Origin of the sequence: Algibacter luteus, from assembly GCF_900141715.1 — a bacterium.
GTDB classification, from domain to species: domain Bacteria; phylum Bacteroidota; class Bacteroidia; order Flavobacteriales; family Flavobacteriaceae; genus Arenitalea; species Arenitalea lutea.
On record NZ_FQYK01000004.1, the window covers coordinates 271,816 to 294,395 of the forward strand.

Genomic DNA, 22,580 nt, shown 5'->3' on the forward strand with positions numbered 1-22,580 from the left:
TATGGGATTAATTAATAAATTATTTGGTGGTTCAACTGAATCAAAAGAAGAAAAAATGTTGCCATGGTTACCTTTAACCGAAGTTGCACAACTAGTCGCGATAAGCGAAAAATCTAACACAAAAACGCAGGTTATATTTAAACATTCTACACGATGCGGTATAAGTAGAATGGTCATGAATCAATTCGTTGAAGCATATGATTTAACCGAAAACGACCTCGATTTATATTATTTGGATTTATTGAATTACCGAGAAGTTTCGAATGAAACAGGGTATAAGTTCCAAGTTTTACACGAATCGCCTCAACTAATTGTAATTAGAAACGGGGCAGTGGTGGCGCATGCATCGCACGGCGCGATTAATGATATAGATTTAACTAGATTTATTTAGCAGCATTTTAAGTCTTGAGTTGTCAATATCTTTTTGTTTACGGAACACTTCAGAAGGAGGCAAATAACGAAATGTCTATATATTTAAATAAGAACTCGGATATTGTTGGTAGAGCCAGTTTTCAGGGGAAATTATATAATGTTACATGGTTTCCAGGGGCTGTCTTAAGCAACAATAAAACAGATTTCGTTTATGGAACAATCTTTAAAATGAATCATTCTGAATCCGTTTTAGATGTTTTAGATGGTTATGAAGATTTCGATGCTAACAACCCTGAATTTAGTTTGTTTAAAAGAGAAATAATAACCGCAACTTTACAAGACGGCTCAAAATTAAAAGCTTGGATCTATTTATATAACCAGCCTATAAATAAGTTAAAAGAAATTAGTTCTGGTGATTATTTAAAAGAAATTAAGAAAAAATAGAATCAGAAAAAAACCTCTTAAAATAATTTTAAGAGGTTTTTTATTTTATTGTCTAATCGTATAAGAATTTATAATGTCTTTCAACTGAAGTTTTAAATCTTCACCAGTGTCATAAATCATTTGTTCTTCAGTTGGAAACGGAACAGCACGTTGTTCTAAAAACGGGATTAAATTAGTATCTAAAGCTCTTCGATCTCCACGCGATGTTGCATAGATATGCTGAAAAACAAACTCGCTAGAAATAGGGAATGCATCCATGAGTTGATTTGATTGTATATTTACATATTCTACATTTCCTGTAACTTGAGTTGCTTTGAATTGCGTAAACTCATAATATTCACAACGAACGGTTTTTAAATTATCAACTTGAATAGCATTTCCAAGACTATCTTTAACAATTTGCCCTCGGTCGTCTAGTAAATTCTTCTTACCATCGGCTATTTGTTTTTCTTTTATAACCTGACGTTCTTTAACTTGCTCTGGAGATACGTTAATCTCTCTTAAATTAACACGCATGTTATAATCGTAATTAATTTTGTCTTCTGGTGCACTATGGTATTCTGCCCAAAAATTGTTTAGTCCGTAGCTACTAAAATTTAATAAATCTTTTTCTAATCGTATTGGAATAATTTTACGCGTATCATTAATCATATCAACCAAAACAAAGTCTGTTCCTTTTTGATGTGCAGATAGCATCAACTGACGAACATCTTGATAATTAGGATTAATATCTTCAATATCTATAAGGGTATTATAGGCAGCTCTTATATCTAATTTATTATCAGATTTTAGAAGTGCTACCGCATTATCATAAAGTTGCGCGGAGGCATCATTTTTATAATTTATAATCTGATTAGTATAATTAGACAAATCAAATTTAATTTCCCTTCCGTCGGCATAAAGAGGCAGTAAAGGTTTGATGCGTTCTTGACGGTTATCCAACCCGACATAGGCATCATAAATACGAATATAATTTTCTGGGTTGTTATCGTTTTTTAGAAAATTGATGTTTTCTAAATCGCGAGCAGTAGCTTTATTGAAAGCTTCTTGTAGCATGATAATAAAATCCGCTTTACTTTTTTTGTCCTTATTAGTTCGTAATTTACCAATAGCATAAGTTATGGCCTGATCGTAATTACCAACACTTACCGCTTTTTCAATTTGTTTACTTGTACTGCAAGAAAGTATAACCAGTATGATAATTGCTGAAAGTAATATTCTTTTCATGATGTTAGAGTTTTTGGGTTATTGGATTGTTATTCCAATTAGGGTGCCAAAGTACTAAAACATCAGATAAAATACTAATATATCCGATTAAATGTATTTAAATCTTATTTATTGTAGGATATAACTTATTTTTTAACATAAACTGGTAGTAATGTTGTAGAAACTTCACCAAAACCGATTCGTGTACCATCATTTTCACAATGTCCGCGCAAAATCACGGTATCATTATCATTGATAAACTTTCGCTCGGTACCATCTTTCATTTTAATTGGGTTTTCACCTTTCCAAGTTAATTCAAGCATAGAACCAAAAGAATCTGGGGTTGGCCCCGAAATAGTACCACTTCCCATCATGTCTCCAGAATTTACAGGGCAGCCATTAACAGTATGATGTGCTAATTGTTGCACCATATTCCAGTACATGTATTTAAAATTGGAATTACTAACGACTGTTTCTTTTGCACCTTGAGGTTTTATGGCTACTTCCAATTTGATATCGTAACTCTTTTTTCCTTTGTATTGAAGATAATCAAGTTGTTTTTTTATGGGTTTCGGTCCTTCGACTCTATAAGGCTCAAGAGCATCTAAAGTTACAATCCAAGGTGAAATTGACGAGGCAAAATTTTTCGCTAAGAACGGGCCTAATGGCACATATTCCCATTTTTGGATATCTCTCGCGCTCCAATCGTTAAGTAAAACAAGTCCGAAAATATATTCTTCTGCCTCTTTAATTGGAATAGGTTCTCCTAAATCGTTAGCATCGGTTGTAATAAAAGCCATTTCAAGCTCGAAATCTACTAATTTACTTGGTCCAAAAACAGGCTCAGAAGCTCCATTAGGGAGGGTTTGACCTTGAGGTCTATGCACTGGAATCCCTGACGGAATAATAGAAGAACTTCTTCCATGATAGCCAACTGGAATATGCAACCAATTTGGTAGTAAAGCATTTTCCGGATCTCTAAACATAGTACCAACATTAGTTGCATGCTCTTTACTCGAGTAAAAATCGGTGTAATCGCCAATTTGCACAGGAAGTTGCATTTCAATTTCATCTAAACGAAACAGTATAGTTTCCTTATGTTTTGTGTTATTTTTTAAAATATCGTTACTGGCATCAAAAATTTGAGCAATTCTATTTCTTACCGCACGCCATGTTTTTCTACCGTCAGCAATAAAATCATTTAATGTGTCTTGAAGAAAAATATCATCCGTTAAAGGAATACCATCAAAATACCCAAGCTGGTGCAAAGCACCAAGGTCTATTGCCGTATCTCCTATACGTGTTCCAATGGTAATAATATCATCTCGTGTCAAAAACACACCAAAAGGAATGTTTTGAATGGGAAAGTCTGAATTTTTATCAACGTGTAACCACGATATTCTATCAGGATTGTTGGCGGATAATGGCATAACTTGTTTTTAGTTTTAAAATTATTGTATTCTTATCAAACCTACACATTTTTTTTATTTTAATGTAAAAAAACATAAAAAATATAGATTAATTTAAATGGTTAATAAACCGTTGAAAACTTAGAAGTAAATCTGCATTTTTTGATATTAATAACTAATCTATTTCCTATTTTTGCACATTATTAAACTAGAACTCTATTTTTATGCAACGCGACGAACAAATTTTTGAACTAATCCAAGCAGAAAAAGAACGCCAGCTTCATGGTATTGAACTTATTGCTTCAGAGAATTTTGTAAGCCAACAAGTTATGGAAGCTGCTGGCTCTGTGTTAACCAATAAATATGCCGAGGGTTACCCTGGAAAACGCTATTATGGTGGTTGCGAAGTTGTAGATGAAGTAGAGCAAATTGCTATTGATAGAGCAAAAGCTTTATTTGGTGCTGAATATGTAAATGTTCAACCGCATTCAGGTAGTCAAGCAAATACAGCAGTATATCATGCGTGTTTAAATCCTGGAGACAAAATTTTAGGATTCGATTTATCTCACGGTGGACATTTAACACATGGGTCGCCTGTAAATTTTTCTGGTAAATTATACAATCCAGTATTTTATGGCGTAGAGCAGGAGACAGGTGTATTAAATTATGATAAAATTCAAGAAATTGCTACCAAAGAGCAACCAAAATTAATAATTGCAGGTGCTTCAGCATATTCTAGAGATATCGATTTTAAAAGATTTAGAGTTATAGCTGATAGTGTTGGTGCTATTTTAATGGCAGATATATCGCATCCGGCAGGATTAATTGCAAAAGGTATTTTAAATGATCCTTTACCTCACTGTCATGTCGTAACTACTACAACGCATAAAACGTTAAGAGGCCCAAGAGGAGGGATGATTATGATGGGTAAAGATTTTGATAACCCATTTGGTATCAAACTTAAGAATGGCAACTTACGTAAAATGTCGTCTTTATTAGATTCGGCAGTTTTCCCTGGTAATCAAGGAGGACCATTAGAGCATATTATTGCAGCAAAAGCCATTGCATTTGGTGAAGCTTTAACCGATGATTTTTTGCACTACCAATTACAAGTAAAGCAAAACGCTACAACTATGGCAGATGCGTTAGTTGCGAAAGATTATAAAATCATTTCTAATGGTACAGACAACCACTGTATGCTCATAGACTTACGTAATAAGAATGTATCTGGTAAGGAAGCTGAACAAGCTCTAGTGAAAGCAGATATTACTGTAAATAAAAACATGGTACCTTTTGATGATAAATCGCCGTTTGTAACCTCAGGAATACGTTTAGGTACTGCCGCTATTACAACACGTGGTTTAAAAGAAGATGATATGGTTACAATTGTTGATTTAATTGATGAAGTGATCACCAATTTTGAAGATGAAGCCGTTTTAGAAGCTGTAAAAACAAAAGTAAATGCTATGATGAAAGATAAACCTTTATTTGTTTAAGCCTTGAATCACTTTAGTGTTAATTATAAAAAATCCCGCTTTAAAGTGGGATTTTTTTGTTTTATGATTTATTAATTAAAGTTGAAACTCTAATTCTCGGTATTTAACTTCTTCAGTTATTTCTTCAATATTACCTAAATACTCTTTTCCCCGAAGTTTACCCACAGTATGCGCTTTTAAATCTATTTCGGAATGCTGTTTTACAAGGTTTTGTATTTTTTGTTGGTCTGTGTCATTTTCAATGGATGCTAACCATTGATCTTCTTCGTTTTCTGATAACATCAAAGGCATTCTTGGTCCTTGAATTTTAGGATTGTTATGAATTTTAGCCATCATAGGATTGCCTTTAGTGGTCACTATAGAGAAGGTATGCATTCTGCCGCCATTATCAGGATTTATCCATTCGCTCCACAATCCTGCCAGAGCTATAGGTTCATTATCTTTTTTTTGAATAAGAAACGGATAGGTTTTTTTATTAAAGTGATGATGTTCGTAAAAACCATCTATGTAAACAATACACCGTTTGTTTTTAGCCGAATCTCTAAACGCGGGTTTATCAAAAATGGTTTCTCCACGGGCGTTAAGTGTATTATTCCAGAATTTTTTGAGTTGATTTTCGTCTTCCACCCAAAATGGAACGAGCCCCCAAGTAGCAACAGTAGGGAATTCTGGCGATTCGTTGGTGTAAATAAGTAATTCGGGATGACTAAAACCTGAAGCATGATGAATAGGTAAATCGGTTAACGGAATTAATTTTTCCATAATTTCTTCAACCGCAGCCAAATCACCTCGACGCTTTGCGCGTTTTAGTTGCGCTTCATAACTCGCTTTAATGTCGTAGCACATTGTCTTTATTTATAGTTTGAATGATTTATCGCTTTATCTAATCTTCAGATTTTTGCAATGGACCTTCCCATAAAACTTGTTCTATCATCCAAATATCATCTCGCTTTGAAAGTAGAATATAATCAATACCCCACCACGCCGTTACTTTTGCTGATGCAATTACATTTCCAATATCTAAAACTTCAATTTTCTTTGGTGCATCTGGATTAGGAAATTTTTTTTTCTCTAAAACATTTCTCGCGAATTCTAAGGCCTTTTCAAACGACATATGGTCAACCTGTTTATATTGGTTGGAAGTTTTGTCTTTCCAAAAACCAAATTTATTTAATGCAGGCTGAAGACTTTCTTTTAGTTTATTCTCATCGCCTTGATAAAAACCTTCAATGTAGTTAAGGCAGGCATTTTCAACCCCTTCTTTATCAGTATTATTTTGGGAAATTGCAGTTGAAAACATTAAAAGGAAAGTTACTAAAACTGTTAGACATTTCATAGTTTTTAAATTTTTGATTGATTTGAAAACTAAAAATAACTGTAATTGTTTGATAATAATGTTAATAGAGCGTTAATCTTCCTCTGGAAAAGTAATGTGCTGATATGCACCTAAATCTGGTGATGTCGTTCTATCAACATTTAAAATATCGAAAGGTACTTGTGTTGAAAATGTCGCTAATCCTTGACCATTTGCCGCAGAATCGTCGCCAATTATCATTTCATTTGAATCTGCATCTTTAAAATTCGGGTCTGCATTGAAAATGTTTCCCTCATATTTAGAAGTATCATTAAAATCATAATTAGCCCCGGTGAAATTATTATTGTTATCGTCAAAACGAATTAAACAATTGGTGAATTTAAAGTTATAAACGACTGATTCATCTTCAATTTCATCCAAAAGAATTTCAGGATTATCATTGCCGTAAATTATACAGTTATTAAAATTAGCTTCTGTTAAATCAGCAATCGTAGCATTATTGTCTTCATCTAAAACAAAATTATTGAGTAACAATGCAGGAAATTGTCTAAATCCGTCGTCCCAATAATTAGCGATGGTAGAATGTGTAACGTTATATTTTCCTCCTAAGGTTCCAGCAAAAGATGATAAACCAGAGTTATTAATAACCAAGTTTTCAGCATTTATGGAAGTGTTTCTACCCAAAATACCAAAACTACTAGAATTGTAAATTTGTGTGTTTGTAACAGTAAGTTTATCGTTTGCCTCATCAGGGTTTCCATCAGAAAGGATTCCAATTGTAGCATTTTTAATGGTGGCGTAATTTATAGTGTTATTGATGCTACCGTCTAAAAGCCAAATGGTTCCCCATTGCCCTTGAATTTCGGCAAAATTTGGTTCTAACCGGTCGCCCTCAAAAATGACTTCGTTTTCTAATAAATCGCGGTCGTTACTATACGCTCCATTAACATTGATACTCGCGCCATTGGATACAATAATACCTGAGTTTTCATGAAAATGTAAACGAGCTCCGGATTCGATGGTTAACGTTTCGTTTGTGGGCACTGTGGCGAAACCATAAATAACATAGGGTTTCTCATTAGTAAAGTTGAGTTCTGTAGGTAATAATTCTCGACCTTGTAATTCAGTTTCAACCATTTCTCCGCCTAAGTCTAGCGTTAAGGTTTCGATAACTTTGGTTGTATTATCTCTATCTGGGTAAATAAAAACAGCATCTTGTACTAAAGTCACTAATTCTACTTTTTGAAGGTTTGAGCCTGAGTCAAATTCAATTTGATCAGTATATAAATAATTTCCATCGGGATTAGGTAAATTATTAATGTTAATAGTCGTTTCGACAAAAATAAATAAACTGTCTTTTGCTAAAATTTCAACATTTGTAAAATTTTTACCAGCAATACCATCAACACTTAATCTGTAATTTGAGATATCGCCTGAAGCCAATGCTACCGAAGGAATGGAAATATCATTATCACTTCTATTGTACACTTTTAAGTTATAAGTGCTAGAACCTATGTTTGTAAAAACTGTATCTAAATATACCGTGTCTTTAGAAAATTCAAGACTACCAGTACTTGCAGAGAATTCAAAATCTTTACGACAAGAGCTCCAAAAAATTAAAAATCCTAGTGTAAGTGTGAAGTATAAATAGCGTTTCATTAAAATCATAAGTTTGAGGGTTAAAAATATAACTTTTGAATTTATGATTTAGTATGTATGTATGATTTAATCGAATAAATCAACAATTTCTACTGGAATTCTTGTTGGACGACCGGTTTTCGCATTTATCAAACACCATTTTGTTTCCGATTTAGCAAGGAGTTTGTTGGTATTGGCATTATAAATTTCAACTATACGTGTATATTTCACACCTTCGGCCTGAGCGATATAGGTTTTTAATTTGATGGTATCATTTAAAAAAGCAGCGCTTTTGTACTCGATAAAATGCGATAGTAAAAACCAACTATATTTTGTTTGCAATTCAATCGAAGCTTTAGATTGCCAATGGGCTTTGGCTACATCTTGTACCCATTGCACATAATGTACGTTGTTAACATGATTTAAATCATCTATGTAATCTTTGTTTACAACTAAAGTGCTTTCGTATATGGTCATTCCAAGATTATTTACAATTGTATTAATTTGTGTTTTGTTATTAATCAATCATCACTTTCCATGTGACATCATAAGTCTCATTTGGTTTTAATGTTTGCATACCAATTTTATTATTAAAGCTATCTGAAACACCAGTTGTTGGTTCAATAGCAATATTGTTTGCTTTTGGAGGGGTATAAACTTGTAAAAAATTATTATCAGAAGAAGACGTTATAGTTAATTGATACTTAGGTGTATTAAACTTGACTTCGTTAGAATTTAAAATCCAGCAGTCATCAAGTCTTTGATTTTTGATTTGAAAAATTCCATCAGATTCGTAATCTTCAAATCCCTTGGTTATATTTCGATTATCAAACACCAATTTTTTAGTAGCGTCGAACTTAATATCACTTTCAAATAAATTGTCACTTAAAAAATAAGGATGCCACCCGAGTGTAAAAGGGAATGTTTTACTGGATGTATTTATTACAGAAACTAGTAAAGTCACAGTGTTTTGAGTAAATACATATTTTAATTTTATGTTGAAGGTAAATGGAAATCCTTTTGAAAGTTCTGTTTCATCATACTCTAAAACTATAGCAGCAGAATCATCACATGTATTGGTTTCTTTTACTAGAAATGATTTATTAAAAACCAATCCGTGTAATGCATTGTTTTCTTCTTTTTGATTAATTTCAAATTGATGTTGTTTACCTTTATATTTATAAGTGCCATCTTTGATTCTATTTGCAAAAGGAAATAAAATAGAAGAAGCGTAAGTTACATCATAAGTTAAAGGTGCTAAATTTTCAATAATTACCTTTCCGTTTAGAATTAGTTCTTGCAACGAACCTCCATCATTAATGCTAAGTTTCGCATAAAGTTTGCTCTTGGCATCTTCAACTTCTAAAATATTTAAGTCTTGATTGTGGTTTATTTTATACACAGTTCATGATTAATTTTAAATTATTGATATACAATATTTTATGTTAAATTAACTCAAGTGTTTGTTGTTAAATTTATTGCGATAAAATCTAAACACGAATTAATAACAACCTTGTAATTTTTATTGAACAAATTGGCGTTTTAATTAATTATTAAAAGCTCGAAATTATAGGATAAAAGTAAAACTTTTGAAACTATGAATGACTATTTATAAACCAATTTTTTACAAGAATTAAATCTTTATATTTACTAACTAACTAAACTAATTACAAATATGATAGGAATCATTTCTTTCTTTGGCTTCACGTTAATGGTTGCCATCATATCTTACTATGCAACTAGAACAACGGATGAGAATTCGTCTGATGGCTATTTTCTTGGTGGTAGAAGTCTAACCGCTGGCGTAATTGCAGGATCTTTACTTCTTACAAATTTATCAACAGAACAAATAGTAGGATTAAATGGTAGTGCTTATACCGATGGGCTATCAGTTATGGCATGGGAAACGCTAGCTGCTATCGCTATGGTAATAACAGCTATTTGGTTGTTGCCTAGATATTTGAAAGGCGGATTAACCACGGTACCACAATTTTTATCTAAACGTTTTGATGTCACTACAAAAACAATAACATCTGGATTGTTTTTAACAGGTTATGTTGTTGTTCTACTTCCAGTTATTTTATATTCTGGCTCTGTAGCCATTAGTGGCATGTTTAATATTCCTGAAATGCTTAATATTTCGAACTCCAAAGCTTTGTGGTTATGTATTTGGGGTATAGGCATCATAGGCTCTATTTATGCTGTTTTTGGAGGTTTAAAAGCTGTTGCAGTTTCAGATAGTATTAATGCTATTGGTCTTATTATTGGAGGACTTTTAATTCCTGTTTTCGGACTTATGGCGATTGGTAACGGTAGTTTAGGGGCAGGTTTAGACACACTTATGAGTGCAAACCCTGACAAGTTTCAATCTATGGGTAAGCCTGGTCAAGAAGTTCCATTTAGCACCATTTTTACTGGTATGATGTTGGTTCAACTATTTTACTGGGGAACAAATCAACAAATTATTCAAAGGGCTTTAGGTGCAAAAAATTTAGCTGAAGGACAAAAAGGTTTATTATTAGCTTCGTTTTTAAAAATATTAGGGCCACTAATTTTAGTGTTACCTGGAATTATAGCATATCACTATTTTGAAGGAGGTTTGTCGTCAAGTGATTTAGCGTATCCTGAGTTAGTTCGTGCTGTATTACCTAAATATTTAGTTGGCTTTTTCGCTGCTGTTTTATTCGGTGCCATTTTAAGCTCGTTTAATAGCGTGTTAAATAGCTCTGTAACTTTGTTTGGGATAGACATATACAAACAGCATATCAATAAGGATGCAGATGAAAAAACCGTGGTTAAGTATGGTAAAATTTTCGGTATTATATTAGCGATTTCTGCAATGTTTATAGCGCCATTAATTGCAAATGCCGGAAGTTTATTCAATTATTTACAAGAAATCAATGGCATCTATAGTATTCCAATTTTTACTATAATAGTAGTTGGGTATACAACTAAAAGAGTGCCTGCTATAGCCGCTAAAATTGGAGTTGTTTCTGGATCATTACTATATATTTTAAGTCAGTTTATTTTAAAACCTCAGTTTGTAAAAAATGCACTTGAAGAAGCAAAACTATCTGGTGTAACCGATGAGGCAGCTTTAAAATTAATTGAGTCTGATGCTTACCCGCATTTTTTGCATGTTATGGCTATTTTATTTATTCTAAATATTATTATCATGCTAATTATAGGTAAAATAAAACCAAGAGAAACAGCATACGAATTAGAATACACAAAACAAGTTGATATTGAACCTTGGAAACATACTAAAATTGCTGGTGCCATTGTAGTTTTAACTGTAGCTTCAATTTATATTTATTTTGCTTAAAATTATAAACATTTCTTTTGGTTAGAAATATAGTTAATTTTATATTTGCACACCGGAAATCAAAAATGGTTTTCGTTGAGGGCTCTTAGCTCAGCTGGATAGAGCACCTCCCTTCTAAGGAGGCGGTCGAAGGTTCGAATCCTTCAGGGCTCACAAAAAGCTTCACTGTAAAAAGTGGGGCTTTTTTGTTTTTTATTACTAAACAATCTAATCACTTGAAAATTTTGAATTCTATTCAATACCCCATAAGTTATTTCGAACAGTGGTTTTTTGTTTTCTTTGTACTGCTATTATTTCACAACTGATATGTTACATCTTTTAGGTTGTTATCTTTTTGTATGACTGTATTTTTAATAAATCCTACTTTATCATTATCAATTTAAGAACACAACTTATTAGAGTTAATTGTTATTTCGTCCTATTACCATTCCGCAAAAGTACCATCATCATTTCTCCAAATTGGATTCGCCCAATTATGACCAATTTTTTGGCCTTCTTTTAGAATTTCCTCATCTATTTCAACACCTAGACCAGGTTGAGTAAATAAGTCCATAAAACCATCTTTGACATCAAATATTTCTGGGTTTTTAACATAATCCAATAGGTCAAATCCTTTATTGTAATGAATTCCCAAACTACTTTCTTGAATTGTAGCATTGGCACAAGAGAAATCTATATGCAGTGCAGAAGCAAGAGAAATGGGACCTAAAGGACAATGAGGCGCAAGTGCAACATCATAGGCTTCGGCCATAGTAGCGATGCGTTTCACTTCAGAGATTCCACCTGCATGACTTAAATCTGGTTGAATAATATCGACTACGCCTTGTTGTAAAACGTCTTTAAAGTCCCACCTAGATAACATACGTTCTCCAGTTGCAATCGGTATACTGGTATAAGAATAAATATGCTTTAATGCATCATTATTTTCACTTAAAACAGGTTCTTCAATAAACATAGGGTCGTAAGGTGCAAGTTCATCAATAAGTCTTTTAACCATTGGTTTATGTACCCTGCCATGAAAATCTAAGCCAACATCTAACTCATATCCAAATTCTTCTCTAAGTAGCCTCATATTATCAGCTACCTTTTTAATATCTTTGATAGAAGACACCCATCGCATTGGGCCAGTAGCATTCATTTTAACGGCACGATAGCCTTGATTCATTTTTTCTCGTGCTTGTTCTATCACCACCTTAGGGTCGTCTCCACCAATCCAACAGTACATTTTCATTCTTTGACGTACCGCACCTCCTAAAAGTTCAAAAACGGGAACACCTAAATGTTTACCTTTTATATCCCATAACGCTTGATCAATTCCAGAAATGGCACTCATTAAAATGGTACCGCCTCTATAAAATCCGCCGCGATATAGTACCTGCCAAATGTCTTCAATATTATTAGCGGTTCTCCCAATTAAATACTGTTCAAGTTCTTTAACACAGGCTGCAACCGAGTCGGCTTTACCTTCAACAACAGGTTCTCCCCATCCAAATAATCCGCCTTTAGTTGTTATTTTTACAAACAACCACCTAGGTGGAACTTTAAACAGTTCTACTTTGGTAATTTCTAATTCTTCCATTGCGATTCTTTTATAATTTTAACAAATTTTTGAATTGTATTTTTATTGTGGGCACCGCCAGATGCAGTTTTTTCTTCCTTTGTGAGGGCACTTCCTAATCCGACGCCAGATATTCCTGCTGCAATCCATTCTTCAATATTAGATAGGTTTATACCGCCTACAACAAAATAAGTGATGGTATCTAACGGAGCTTTTACTGATTTGAAATAGCTTATACCTAAGTCTCCCGCCGGAAATAACTTAATAATATCCGCACCATGTTCTGCTGCCACACAGATTTCGGTTGGTGTAAGGGCGCCCATGGCTACAGGGATGTTGTTGCGATGTGCTAATGCTATCACCTCGGTATTGGTATTTGGAGTTACAAGAAATTGAGCACCCGCTTGTATTGCTGCATCGGCTATCTTCGCATTGGTAACTGTACCAGCTCCAATAATAATATCAGAATCAGGATATTTTTTTCGAGCTTTGGCTATTTCTTCTAAATACCCTGGCGTATTTGACGTGATTTCTATAACATTAATACCGCCTTCTACCAAATCTTGAATGAGTTTTGGTATGTGTAATTGTGTATCGGTTCTAACAATTGCGATTACCCGCTCTTTTTTAATAATGGCTACTATATTTTCTCTTTTCATCTTAATACGTGTCCGCTAATATGACCTTCCATAATGGAAAGAATTTCTCTTTCACTACTTGTATGTTGATCGCCCTGAATGGTATGTTTTAATGCAAAAGCTGCTGTAGCAAAATCGATTACTTTTTTATCATCCCATTGATGTTCAATACCATGTAAAAAAGCTGCAGCAAAAGCATCGCCTGTGCCAAATCGGTCTGTAATAGCCACCTCAATTGTTTTGGAACTGTAATATTTAGAATTAGTTAGAAAAACACCCGACACCTTGTTTACACTTGCAGAGCAATGTTCTCTTATTGTAAAAGCAATATGTTTAATTCCAAATTTATCAGCCGCCATTTGAGCCGCTTCTTTGGTGTTTTCTAGACGACTTGTACCTGACGGATTTAGATTGTATACATCTTTTAATACGTCTGCATTACCAAATAATAAATCGGTGTTTTCTAAAATCTTATCAAATATTTTACGCGCGTCTGCAGCGTCTTTCCAAAGCGATCTTCGGTAATTCATATCAAACGCTACTTTAACTCCCAATTGTTTAGCGATTTGAGATACTTTTATCGTTTCTTCAGCACATTGTTTTGAGAGCACAGGTGTGATGCCAGACAGAAATAACCATTTTTTATCATTAAGGATATCCTCCCAGTTAAATTCATCTTTCTCAATTTCACTGAAAGAAGAATACTTACGGTCATAAATTACACTAGAAGGTCGAATTGAAGCACCTAATTCAATAATATAGGTGCCCATTCTATGTCCTCCTCGGATGATATTGCCAGTATCGATTCCATAAGCCCTTAAAGAACGAATGGTCGCGTCTCCAAGCTGGTTTTCAGGAAGTTTAGTAATATAACTTACCTTGTTTCCTAGCACGCCTAAAGAACTTGCGACGTTGGATTCTGAACCAGCATAATCAACATTAAAGGAACTGGAAGAATTTATTTTGTTACTATAATTACTAGGAGTTAATCTCATCATGATTTCTCCAAAAGTTGTGAAACTCATTTTTTTAGTAGTGATTTAGTATAGTTATTTTGTGTTTCAAGGATGTGGTTTCGCATAGCTTCACGAGCCGCAGTGCCATTACTTTCAATAATGCCCTGAAGAATATTTTCATGATGATTTAGCATCAGTTTTTTTTCCTTTAGAAGATGCCCCTCCATTGGCTTTACATAAACAGCAGTCTTAAATTTTGGTATTAAATTAAAGATTGGACTTAATAGTAATTCTAATACGTCATTATTGACAATAGATAGAATAATACTATGAAAATCGTTATCTAATTCAGCCTCTTTTTTCTTATCCTTTAAAGCACATTTTCTCATTTGAATCATGTTATTCTTCAATAATTCTATGTGGCTGTTTTTTCTGTAAATTGCTGCTTGTGATGCAAGAGTCGGTTCTAATATAAGTCTAGTATTAATAGTTTGAAGGATGATATTTTTGTCTGAAGATAGCTCAAAAAACAGATTGAGATTTTCTGAAGCATTTTTTAAACTTATTTCTGCGACGTATACACCGCTGCCTCTTTTTACATCAACAATACCACGTGCACTCATTTTTTTAACAGCTTCACGAACGGAAGTTCTACTTACATTGAATACTTCGCAGAGTTCGTTTTCTGAAGGTATTTTACTTCCGGGAAGATATTTTCCGGCCCGTATAGCTTCGGTTAATTCATACTCCACCTGCTGGGTAAGTGATTTGTTTTGACCTAAAGAAGTAAACATAATTTTAATAGATTTATTATACATCAGACATCATACAAATATAATAAATGTTATCTGTCAACCTAATTAATGCTGAATATATAAAAGGAGGGATTCTATCAAATTATTATATAAATGTCATATCCTAATTCGCTACTTCTTAAGAGCTAATTCCCATTTCCAAGCGGAAGATAATGCAGTGAAGCTTTTTTGTTTTTAAAGTTTTAGGAATAAAAGGTCAATTGGAACGTTTTAAAAATCGATTATTTACTATATCCGTAAATATCTTTTAAAACTTGGGATTCATTATTTTCATCAATTACTTGCAAGTCATATCTAATTTGTATTTTGGTATTTATGGGAGCATAATAGTAAATCACCCAAGCATCAGCTTCATTTGTGCCTATACATCCATTAGAATATGCTTTTCCTAAGGTAATGGGGTTTGTTGTTGGGTGTATTAATTGTCCGTATCTCAATCCATTTAATTCAGTTTCCAAAAAGGGAATTAGAGGCAGTTTGGTTACTTTATTATCATCCCTTTTCGTAACAAGGTATTCATGGTTATTTACTGGATTCACATATTTCGGATTTTTAATATGTTTTACAATGGTTCCTTTTCCTGTTTTTGTTCTTAAATCTTCCATTCTACCAGACATTTCTAAGAACTTTTTTTCGTGTCTTCCTACGCGAATAGGAAACTCATAAAGCTTTAACGAATCTTCATAAATGCGAAGTTTAAATTCTGGAATATTTATGTCTATAGTGGTATTTTTAAATGCATTTAAAAGTTTTGTAGCCTTAAAAGAGTCTGGTATAGTAATAAATGAGCCCGAAGGTATGGCAATCATTTGTCGTTGATTATATACAAAAGAGTCTTTTGCTTTCTTTCTGTAATAGTCGGTGTTTTGAAGTGTGTCAATGATCCAGTAATTATTTCTAACTAAAAGATGTTCTGTTAATTTATAAGGGGTTATTGAATCGTATTTAGTTACGATAGAATCTATAAATGGAAAGTAATTGTCAACTATAATATTCTTTTTAATTTGAATTTTTAAAGGAAGTGAATTAGTGGTTAAACGTTTATTGGCAAATGAAATGACGAAACAATCATCGTTTTTTGGATAACATATGTTTATTACAAAAAAAATAGGTATTGCTAAAACTAAAGCTAGTTTTAATATGAGTTTAATTGTATTCATTTTATTGTTTTGATGTATTTTACAAAGTGGATTGAAATACAATTGCAATAGCCTAAAATTGAATTATTTTTTTCAATCAGAATACGTATGTAACTTTTGTAATATTATACAGCCTTTTTTAGGTAATAATTTATAATATCAGCGGTAGAAACAATGCCAACCAATTTATCATTCTCAAGAATTGGAACAGCATGATAGTGTTGCGTAGATAACACTTTGGCTACATCCTCAACGTTAGCTTTTGTAGTTAAATAAAAAGGCTTTTGCGTCATGATGTCTTTAACTTTTAAATCTTTATAAACTTTGTGGTCGTCATTAATTCCTGCTCCGGCAATATTATACATGAAATCAACTAAACTAACCATACCAACTAATTTCTCATTTTTTAAAACAGGAATGTGTTGATGCCATTTCTTTTTCTCGTAAATATGCTTAACATCTAAAAGGTTTTGTTCTGGAGTAACAGAAATCACATCCTTCGTCATTACATGTACTATTGAATCAGATTTCATTTTTAATGGATTTAAATTTAAACAACTTAAAGTTATCATATTAAAGCCTTATTTAACATGATTTAAATCATATAAAATCATGCTGAATGTTAATATATTTAATACTAGTATAACTTAAATCTAAGGTTATGAAAACTAAAACCATATTGGAATTACTTACACTAAGTTCTAGCATTTACGTTTTAGCAAGAGACACTCATTTTTTAGATAAAATAAGCGAGTTTTCAGAAAAAAGTAAAGAAAATATTAATAAATCTATGGCCGAAGCGCAGTTAGATGAAAATGGAAACGAAATGGAGTTTATGGATAAAATAATATTTAAAACCCATGAGCTAAAAGAGGAATTGTATGAAAAAATAGAGGAGTTGGTTGCTAAATTCTATAAAAAAATAAATGTAGCTCATTTAGATGAAATTAAAGCGCTAAATGAAAAAATTGAGAAGTTAGACACAACAGTTGCATTATTAGAAGCTAGACTCAACAAATTGGAAGCTAAATAAAATGGGTGTTTTAACTGATATTATAAAACGGTTTAAATCTATCTCTAGATATAATCAAATTATTAGAGTACTGATGAAGTATGGTTTTGATGATTTGGTACATTATTTAGAAGAAAATAAAAACTACACTTTTATTCAAAAATTTATCCCAAACTCTACTAAAAAGCGTGTATCTAAATACGGTAAATGGGCAAAAATGAGACTAGTCTGCGAAGAGTTGGGACCAACCTTTGTAAAATTTGGTCAAATCTTAAGTAATAGACCAGATTTAGTACCATTAGAATTGACTTTTGAGCTAGAAAAATTGCAAGACAATGTACCACCAATGTCTGAAAGTATTGCTAGAAACGTGGTTGAAACGGAATTAAAAGACAAGGTAGAAAACTTATTTGCTTGGTTTGAACCAACACCATTTGCTTCAGCATCCATGGCACAAGTGCATAAAGTAACATTGCATTCCGGAAAGCGTGTGGCTTTAAAAATACAACGTGCAGGCATTTATGATGTAATTATAGAGGACATCAAAGTGATGTATCGCGTTGCGAATGTTTTGGAAAAAAGAATTCCCTCTTTAAAAAGTTTTGATCCAGTAGGGTTGGTTAGCAATTTTGAAGCTTCCATTTTAAAAGAACTCGATTTTATTCACGAATCTATTAACGTTCAAAGGTTTTACAATAATTTAAAGAATGATGATTCTTTAGATCAATTTGCAAAAGCACCAAAAGTATACCCGGAATTTACAACAACAAAAGTATTGGCTTTAGAGTTTGTTTCGGGCATTAAAATAGATAAAATTGAAGAACTTAAATCTAAAGCTATTGATACTACAGTTATCGCAAGAAGGTTGTCAATAAGCTACTTTAAACAAATTTTTGAATACGGGTTCTTTCATGCAGACCCGCACCCTGGAAATTTATTGGTACTTCCAAATAATCATATTTGTTATCTCGATTTTGGTATGATGGGAAGTATGCTTCCTAGAGACATTTCAATTTTTGGAAAATTATTTATCGCAATTACCAATAAAGACGTAAAAAAAATAATTAAAGCGTTACAAGAACTTTCCAATAATGCACCCATTACAAATAGAAGAGAATTAGAGTTTGATATCAATGAATTTGTAGAAAAATATTATGTTAGAGATGTTCATGAAAATGAAATGAGTACAATTTTATTAGAACTTAAAGATATCATCATCGCTCATGGCCTAAAGGTTCCCACTCATTTTTTCCTTTTCGCACGATCCTTAGTTACTATTGAAGGCGTTATCGAAAAATTAGACCCTAAATTAGAACAATTTGAGATTGTTAAACCTTACCTTAAAAAAAGTGCTACAAGAAAATACAACCCATTATTGATGGGTAAAAAAATAGCAAATTCATTAGTTGAATTTACCGATTATATGGAAGAGCTTCCTCAAGATTTAAAAAATGCCATTCGTAAAATTAACTCGGGTCAAATAAAAGTAGACTTAACACATAAAGGCATCGACCCTATGGTACATACGCTTCAACGCATAACAAAACAATTAATTACAGCATTTATAATGGTTGCTCTAATTGTCGGTGCATCATTATTCATCATATTTGAAATTCAGCCGCTTTGGAAAGGTATTTCTTTGTTGGGCATTTCAAGTTTTACATTAGCAATAATTCTAGGGTTTGGTATGCTATCAAATATTAGAAAAGGGGATTATGATTATTAAATGATGTGCTTATAAAATAAAAAATGCACAATTCTAATTGTGCATCCTTTTTAATAAAATTAATAATTTAAGGTTTAGAAAACGCTTTTTTGAAATGATCAAAAGCTTCTGAAATTTCGTTTTGAAAATGTTCTAGTTTAGTCTCTTCTTTTTTCTTTTGATACTTGCCTCGAAACTTATCTATAAAGGAATTAAACTCCTTTTTTCCTTTTTCAAACGATGCTTTGGCTTCAGGCTTCTCTTTTTTGAATTTTTGTTCTAAAATTTCTAACTGAATTTTGAATTGTTCAATTTCAATTAGCGTAAGTGCATACATTCTATTTAAAGTCTCATTCGTTTTAATTTTAACTTCAATATCATGTAACGTAGCAAGTAATTTCTTTTTTTGCTTTTTAAATACGTCAATCGTTTCAGCTTTACCCAAAGCTAGTTGCACTCTAAGTTCATCAAATTTAGTGTGAAGTTCTTCTATTTTTTCCTTAATCCCTTTAACCTGGAATTCGCTGTCATGAATAAATTGATTAAATTGTTTTTTAACATCTTCATATTTATCTTGCGCTTCAGCTTTTCCTAAAGCTGCTTTTACTTGAAACTCCTCAAGCTCAGTAGCCGATTTTCTAAGGGCATCAATAACTTTATCTACAAAATGTATCTCCTTGTTTTTCATGGCCATAAGATTTATGTTGTTTTTAAATATCTAAATTAAATTCATTTTAAGCAATGATAATAATCAGTTTTGATACCTTTTATAGGATTTAAAAAGTGCATATAACTCTATGATTAATTGGGTATAATTGATGGTTTGATTTTTATAGTTTCACTTTTAAGTAAAAATTTGTTTCCTGTGCTTATAAAATCAATACGAAATATTAGCATAACCTAATCAATCGATTTTTACAATGATATGCATCAGTAACTACATGATTTTGGTCATTTAATATGAAGTAATGTTATTATAACTTTAAATATTTGAAAACCTTTTTTATGCTGAAATCAATCCAAATAGAATCATTCTTCATAGAAATTGGTGAACTCACATACTTCGCTAGAAGGTTTTTTAAAGAACTTTTCAAAAAACCTTTTGAGTTTAATGAGTTGTTGAAACTCTGCTACAGTATAGGTAATAAATCTTTTTTATTAGTTGGTATTACTGGTTTTATTATTGGCTTGGTTATAACCTTACAAACGCGACCAACATTAGAAGAATTTGGTGCAGAGTCATGGATGCCGTCTATGGTAAGCATTTCTATTATTAGAGAAATAGGACCTGTAATTATTGCTTTAACATTTGCCGGACGTATCGCCTCGGGAATTGGAGCCGAATTAGGTTCTATGCGCGTCACCGAACAAATTGATGCCATGGAGGTTTCGGGTACAAACCCATTTAAATTTTTAGTTGTTACAAGAATTTTGGCAACGACTTTAATGCTGCCGTTGTTAGTGATTTATGGCGATGCTATTGCCTTATATGGTTCCTACATTGTAGAAAACTTAAAAGGTGAAGTTTCTTTTCAGTTGTATTTTAACAAAGTATTTAATGCCATAGAGTTTGGAGATATTATTCCAGCAACTATTAAAACCTTTTTTTTCGGATTCGCAATTGGTTTAGTAGGTTGTTTTAAAGGTTATAACTGTAAAAAAGGTACTGTAGGTGTGGGGTTAGCAGCAAATTCGGCAGTCGTGTTTTCATCCATGTTATTATTTATAATTGACTTTGTTGCTGTATTTATAACCGATATATTTTTCGAAATTTAAAGATGAACGAAGCCCAAAACATACAAGAAATTAAAGAATCAACGCGCATTAGAAAGCCCATTCTTGAAATCAAAGATTTAAGAAAATCGTTTGGGAATAATCATGTTTTAAACGGTTTTAATCTTCAGCTTTTTGAGGGTGAAAACTTGGTTATTATGGGAAAATCAGGTTCAGGAAAATCTGTAATGATCAAGTGTTTGGTAGGATTGATGCAAGCAGATTCTGGTAGTATTAAGGTTATGGGAAACGATATAAACACCCTAAATGAACATGATTTAAATGAATTGCGAACTGAAATAGGCTTTTTGTTTCAAGGTAGTGCTTTGTATGATTCCATGACCGTAAGAGAGAATTTAGAATTTCCTTTAAGACGACATAAACACAAATTTGGCATTGTAAAAGAAAAAACACCGTTGGTAATAGAAGCCCTCGAAAGTGTAGGATTGGTTGATGCCATAGACTTAATGCCCGCTGAACTTTCTGGGGGAATGCAAAGGCGCGTAGCTTTAGCTAGAACATTAATTTTAAAGCCTAAAATAATTTTATACGACGAACCTACAAGTGGTTTAGATCCTATAACCGCGAAAGAAATCATCGAACTAATGCGAAGAATTCAACGAGAATATAAAACATCGTCACTAATTATAACCCATGATGTAGATTGTGCTCGCGTGGTATCAGAACGTATGGTTTTACTAGTAGATGGTATTAATTATGCTGAAGGTACTTTTGAAACATTAAAAAATTCAAACGATGAAAAAGTAAAAGCGTTTTTTAAATAAATAACACAGTCATGAGAAAAACAAATAATGAAAAACTCAAATTAGGCATTTTTGTGATCATCGGATTAATACTTTTTGTATTAGCTGTTTATTTTATTGGCAATCGTCAAAATATGTTTGCAAAAACATTCACAATAAGTGCAAATTTCAATAACGTAAACGGATTAATGCAAGGTAACAACGTGCGCTATTCGGGGATTAACATAGGAACCGTAAAAGCCATTTCTATGATAAACGATTCCACGATTAATGTGAACATGGTTATCGAAGAAAAGATGGTGCAGCATATTAAGAAAAACGCCATTGCAACAATAGGAACAGATGGTTTGGTAGGCAATATGATTGTAAATATTATTCCTTCAGAAGGAAAAGCAGACGCTATAGCCGAAGGTGATGTCATTAATACCTATACTAAAATAGGCACAGGCGAAATGCTCAACACTTTAAATGTTACTAATGAAAATGCTGCTTTATTGACTGCTAAATTACTGAATATTGCTGATGCTATGGCTGATAGTAAAGGCACTTTTGGAATGCTTATAAATGATACCATTGTGTCTAATAACCTGAAACAAACCGTAAATCAATTACGGATTATGAGTATTGAAGCTAATAAATCAATGAGATCACTTAACGCGATTATCAATGATATAAATTTTAATGAAAGTGTTGCCGGTGTGTTACTAAACGATTCTTTAGAAGCCCAAAAAGTTAGAGATGTATTAACTAATTTGGAAACATCAACAGATGACATTAAAACTGTAATTAATAATTTAAACGAAACCATTGCTGATTTTAAGAACGGAAAAGGTGCCGTTAATTATCTTATTGATGATGAAGAGTTTGTTGAAAACCTAGAACAGACTATAAAAAATATTAAAGAAGGTACTGATAAGTTTAATCAAAACATGGAGGCCTTTAAACACAATTTTTTAACTCGCGGGTACTTTAGAAAATTAGAACGTCAACAAAAAAAAATTAGATAAAGAAAATT

23 protein-coding genes and 1 tRNA gene are annotated in these 22,580 nt (G+C 32.5%); 10 read left to right on the top strand and 14 right to left on the bottom strand.

What is annotated here, in order from left to right; genetic code table 11:
* Nucleotide 1 precedes the first annotated feature (1 nt).
* Entirely contained in the window at nt 2-391 is a 390-nt protein-coding gene (gene ytxJ / locus BUA46_RS09655) for a bacillithiol system redox-active protein YtxJ (RefSeq protein ID WP_019386461.1), read from the top strand.
* 14 nt (nt 392-405) lie between these two features.
* Nucleotides 406-816: a gamma-glutamylcyclotransferase family protein gene (locus BUA46_RS09660; protein ID WP_026009924.1), complete on the top strand. Its 411-nt coding sequence runs from the start codon at nt 406-408 to the stop codon at nt 814-816.
* A gap of 45 nt (nt 817-861) precedes the next feature.
* Here BUA46_RS09660 and BUA46_RS09665 read toward each other — a convergent pair whose 3' ends face one another.
* Nucleotides 862-2,043 carry a hypothetical protein gene (locus tag BUA46_RS09665; protein WP_019386459.1) on the bottom strand — a complete coding sequence of 394 codons (1,182 nt, stop codon included), beginning with the start codon at nt 2,041-2,043 and terminating at the stop codon, nt 862-864.
* 125 nt (nt 2,044-2,168) lie between these two features.
* The gene (gene fahA / locus BUA46_RS09670) at nt 2,169-3,452 is read right to left on the bottom strand and encodes a fumarylacetoacetase (RefSeq protein ID WP_019386458.1); all 1,284 of its coding nucleotides are present in this window, start codon (nt 3,450-3,452) and stop codon (nt 2,169-2,171) included.
* 203 nt (nt 3,453-3,655) lie between these two features.
* Here fahA and glyA point away from each other — a divergent pair, with 203 nt between their 5' ends.
* Nucleotides 3,656-4,927: a serine hydroxymethyltransferase gene (gene glyA, locus BUA46_RS09675; protein ID WP_019386457.1), complete on the top strand. Its 1,272-nt coding sequence runs from the start codon at nt 3,656-3,658 to the stop codon at nt 4,925-4,927.
* A 75-nt stretch (nt 4,928-5,002) separates the two neighbouring features.
* Here the strand turns inward: glyA and BUA46_RS09680 are convergent, their stop codons facing one another.
* The 5 genes from BUA46_RS09680 to BUA46_RS09700 all read right to left on the bottom strand — a co-directional run bounded on the left by BUA46_RS09680 (nt 5,003) and on the right by BUA46_RS09700 (nt 9,282).
* Nucleotides 5,003-5,773 (bottom strand): SOS response-associated peptidase, encoded by a 771-nt coding sequence (locus BUA46_RS09680; protein WP_019386456.1) that lies wholly within the window; start codon nt 5,771-5,773, stop codon nt 5,003-5,005.
* Between the two features lie 37 nt (nt 5,774-5,810).
* A complete protein-coding gene (locus BUA46_RS09685; RefSeq protein ID WP_019386455.1) occupies nt 5,811-6,263 on the bottom strand; it encodes a nuclear transport factor 2 family protein in 453 nt (150 codons plus the stop codon).
* Nucleotides 6,264-6,335: 72 nt separating this feature from the next.
* Nucleotides 6,336-7,901, bottom strand: a complete 1,566-nt coding sequence (locus BUA46_RS09690; protein WP_019386454.1) for a hypothetical protein — start codon at nt 7,899-7,901, stop codon at nt 6,336-6,338.
* 66 nt (nt 7,902-7,967) lie between these two features.
* Nucleotides 7,968-8,357 carry an acyl-CoA thioesterase gene (locus BUA46_RS09695; RefSeq protein WP_026009922.1) on the bottom strand — a complete coding sequence of 130 codons (390 nt, stop codon included), beginning with the start codon at nt 8,355-8,357 and terminating at the stop codon, nt 7,968-7,970.
* A gap of 40 nt (nt 8,358-8,397) precedes the next feature.
* Nucleotides 8,398-9,282, bottom strand: coding sequence for an aldose 1-epimerase (locus tag BUA46_RS09700; protein WP_019386452.1), 885 nt, complete (start codon nt 9,280-9,282; stop codon nt 8,398-8,400).
* Nucleotides 9,283-9,555: 273 nt separating this feature from the next.
* Here BUA46_RS09700 and BUA46_RS09705 point away from each other — a divergent pair, with 273 nt between their 5' ends.
* Both BUA46_RS09705 and BUA46_RS09710 read left to right on the top strand, forming a co-directional pair.
* A complete protein-coding gene (locus BUA46_RS09705) occupies nt 9,556-11,205 on the top strand; it encodes a solute:sodium symporter family transporter (protein ID WP_019386451.1) in 1,650 nt (549 codons plus the stop codon).
* Between the two features lie 79 nt (nt 11,206-11,284).
* Nucleotides 11,285-11,358 (top strand) — tRNA-Arg (locus BUA46_RS09710).
* A gap of 268 nt (nt 11,359-11,626) precedes the next feature.
* Here the strand turns inward: BUA46_RS09710 and dgoD are convergent.
* From dgoD to BUA46_RS09740, 6 genes are all read right to left on the bottom strand, one after another.
* Nucleotides 11,627-12,784: a galactonate dehydratase gene (gene dgoD / locus BUA46_RS09715; RefSeq protein ID WP_019386450.1), complete on the bottom strand. Its 1,158-nt coding sequence runs from the start codon at nt 12,782-12,784 to the stop codon at nt 11,627-11,629.
* A complete protein-coding gene (locus tag BUA46_RS09720; protein WP_019386449.1) occupies nt 12,772-13,422 on the bottom strand; it encodes a bifunctional 4-hydroxy-2-oxoglutarate aldolase/2-dehydro-3-deoxy-phosphogluconate aldolase in 651 nt (216 codons plus the stop codon). Before BUA46_RS09720 ends, dgoD begins: the two co-directional genes overlap by 13 nt.
* Complete coding sequence (locus BUA46_RS09725; protein ID WP_026009921.1) at nt 13,419-14,426, bottom strand: sugar kinase; 1,008 nt, start codon at nt 14,424-14,426, stop codon at nt 13,419-13,421. Before BUA46_RS09725 ends, BUA46_RS09720 begins: the two co-directional genes overlap by 4 nt.
* A complete protein-coding gene (locus BUA46_RS09730) occupies nt 14,423-15,151 on the bottom strand; it encodes a FadR/GntR family transcriptional regulator (protein ID WP_202801135.1) in 729 nt (242 codons plus the stop codon). Before BUA46_RS09730 ends, BUA46_RS09725 begins: the two co-directional genes overlap by 4 nt.
* 242 nt (nt 15,152-15,393) lie before the next feature.
* Nucleotides 15,394-16,332, bottom strand: a complete 939-nt coding sequence (locus BUA46_RS09735) for a L,D-transpeptidase (RefSeq protein ID WP_019386446.1) — start codon at nt 16,330-16,332, stop codon at nt 15,394-15,396.
* A gap of 104 nt (nt 16,333-16,436) precedes the next feature.
* A complete protein-coding gene (locus BUA46_RS09740) occupies nt 16,437-16,844 on the bottom strand; it encodes a CBS domain-containing protein (protein WP_162129525.1) in 408 nt (135 codons plus the stop codon).
* Between the two features lie 128 nt (nt 16,845-16,972).
* Here BUA46_RS09740 and BUA46_RS09745 point away from each other — a divergent pair, with 128 nt between their 5' ends.
* Nucleotides 16,973-17,344, top strand: a complete 372-nt coding sequence (locus tag BUA46_RS09745) for a hypothetical protein (protein WP_019386444.1) — start codon at nt 16,973-16,975, stop codon at nt 17,342-17,344.
* A gap of 1 nt (nt 17,345) precedes the next feature.
* On the top strand, nt 17,346-19,049 hold the full coding sequence (locus BUA46_RS09750) for an ABC1 kinase family protein (protein ID WP_019386443.1): 1,704 nt from the start codon (nt 17,346-17,348) through the stop codon (nt 19,047-19,049).
* Between the two features lie 67 nt (nt 19,050-19,116).
* Here BUA46_RS09750 and BUA46_RS09755 read toward each other — a convergent pair whose 3' ends face one another.
* Nucleotides 19,117-19,716 (bottom strand): hypothetical protein, encoded by a 600-nt coding sequence (locus BUA46_RS09755; RefSeq protein WP_143148109.1) that lies wholly within the window; start codon nt 19,714-19,716, stop codon nt 19,117-19,119.
* Nucleotides 19,717-20,033: 317 nt separating this feature from the next.
* Between BUA46_RS09755 and BUA46_RS09760 the strand changes: the two genes are divergently transcribed.
* The 3 genes from BUA46_RS09760 to BUA46_RS09770 are packed head-to-tail and all read left to right on the top strand — an operon-like array spanning nt 20,034 to nt 22,572.
* Entirely contained in the window at nt 20,034-20,804 is a 771-nt protein-coding gene (locus BUA46_RS09760) for an MlaE family ABC transporter permease (RefSeq protein WP_019386441.1), read from the top strand.
* A gap of 2 nt (nt 20,805-20,806) precedes the next feature.
* Nucleotides 20,807-21,586 (top strand): ABC transporter ATP-binding protein, encoded by a 780-nt coding sequence (locus BUA46_RS09765; protein ID WP_019386440.1) that lies wholly within the window; start codon nt 20,807-20,809, stop codon nt 21,584-21,586.
* 11 nt (nt 21,587-21,597) lie between these two features.
* On the top strand, nt 21,598-22,572 hold the full coding sequence (locus tag BUA46_RS09770) for an MlaD family protein (RefSeq protein WP_019386439.1): 975 nt from the start codon (nt 21,598-21,600) through the stop codon (nt 22,570-22,572).
* Nucleotides 22,573-22,580 lie beyond the last annotated feature (8 nt).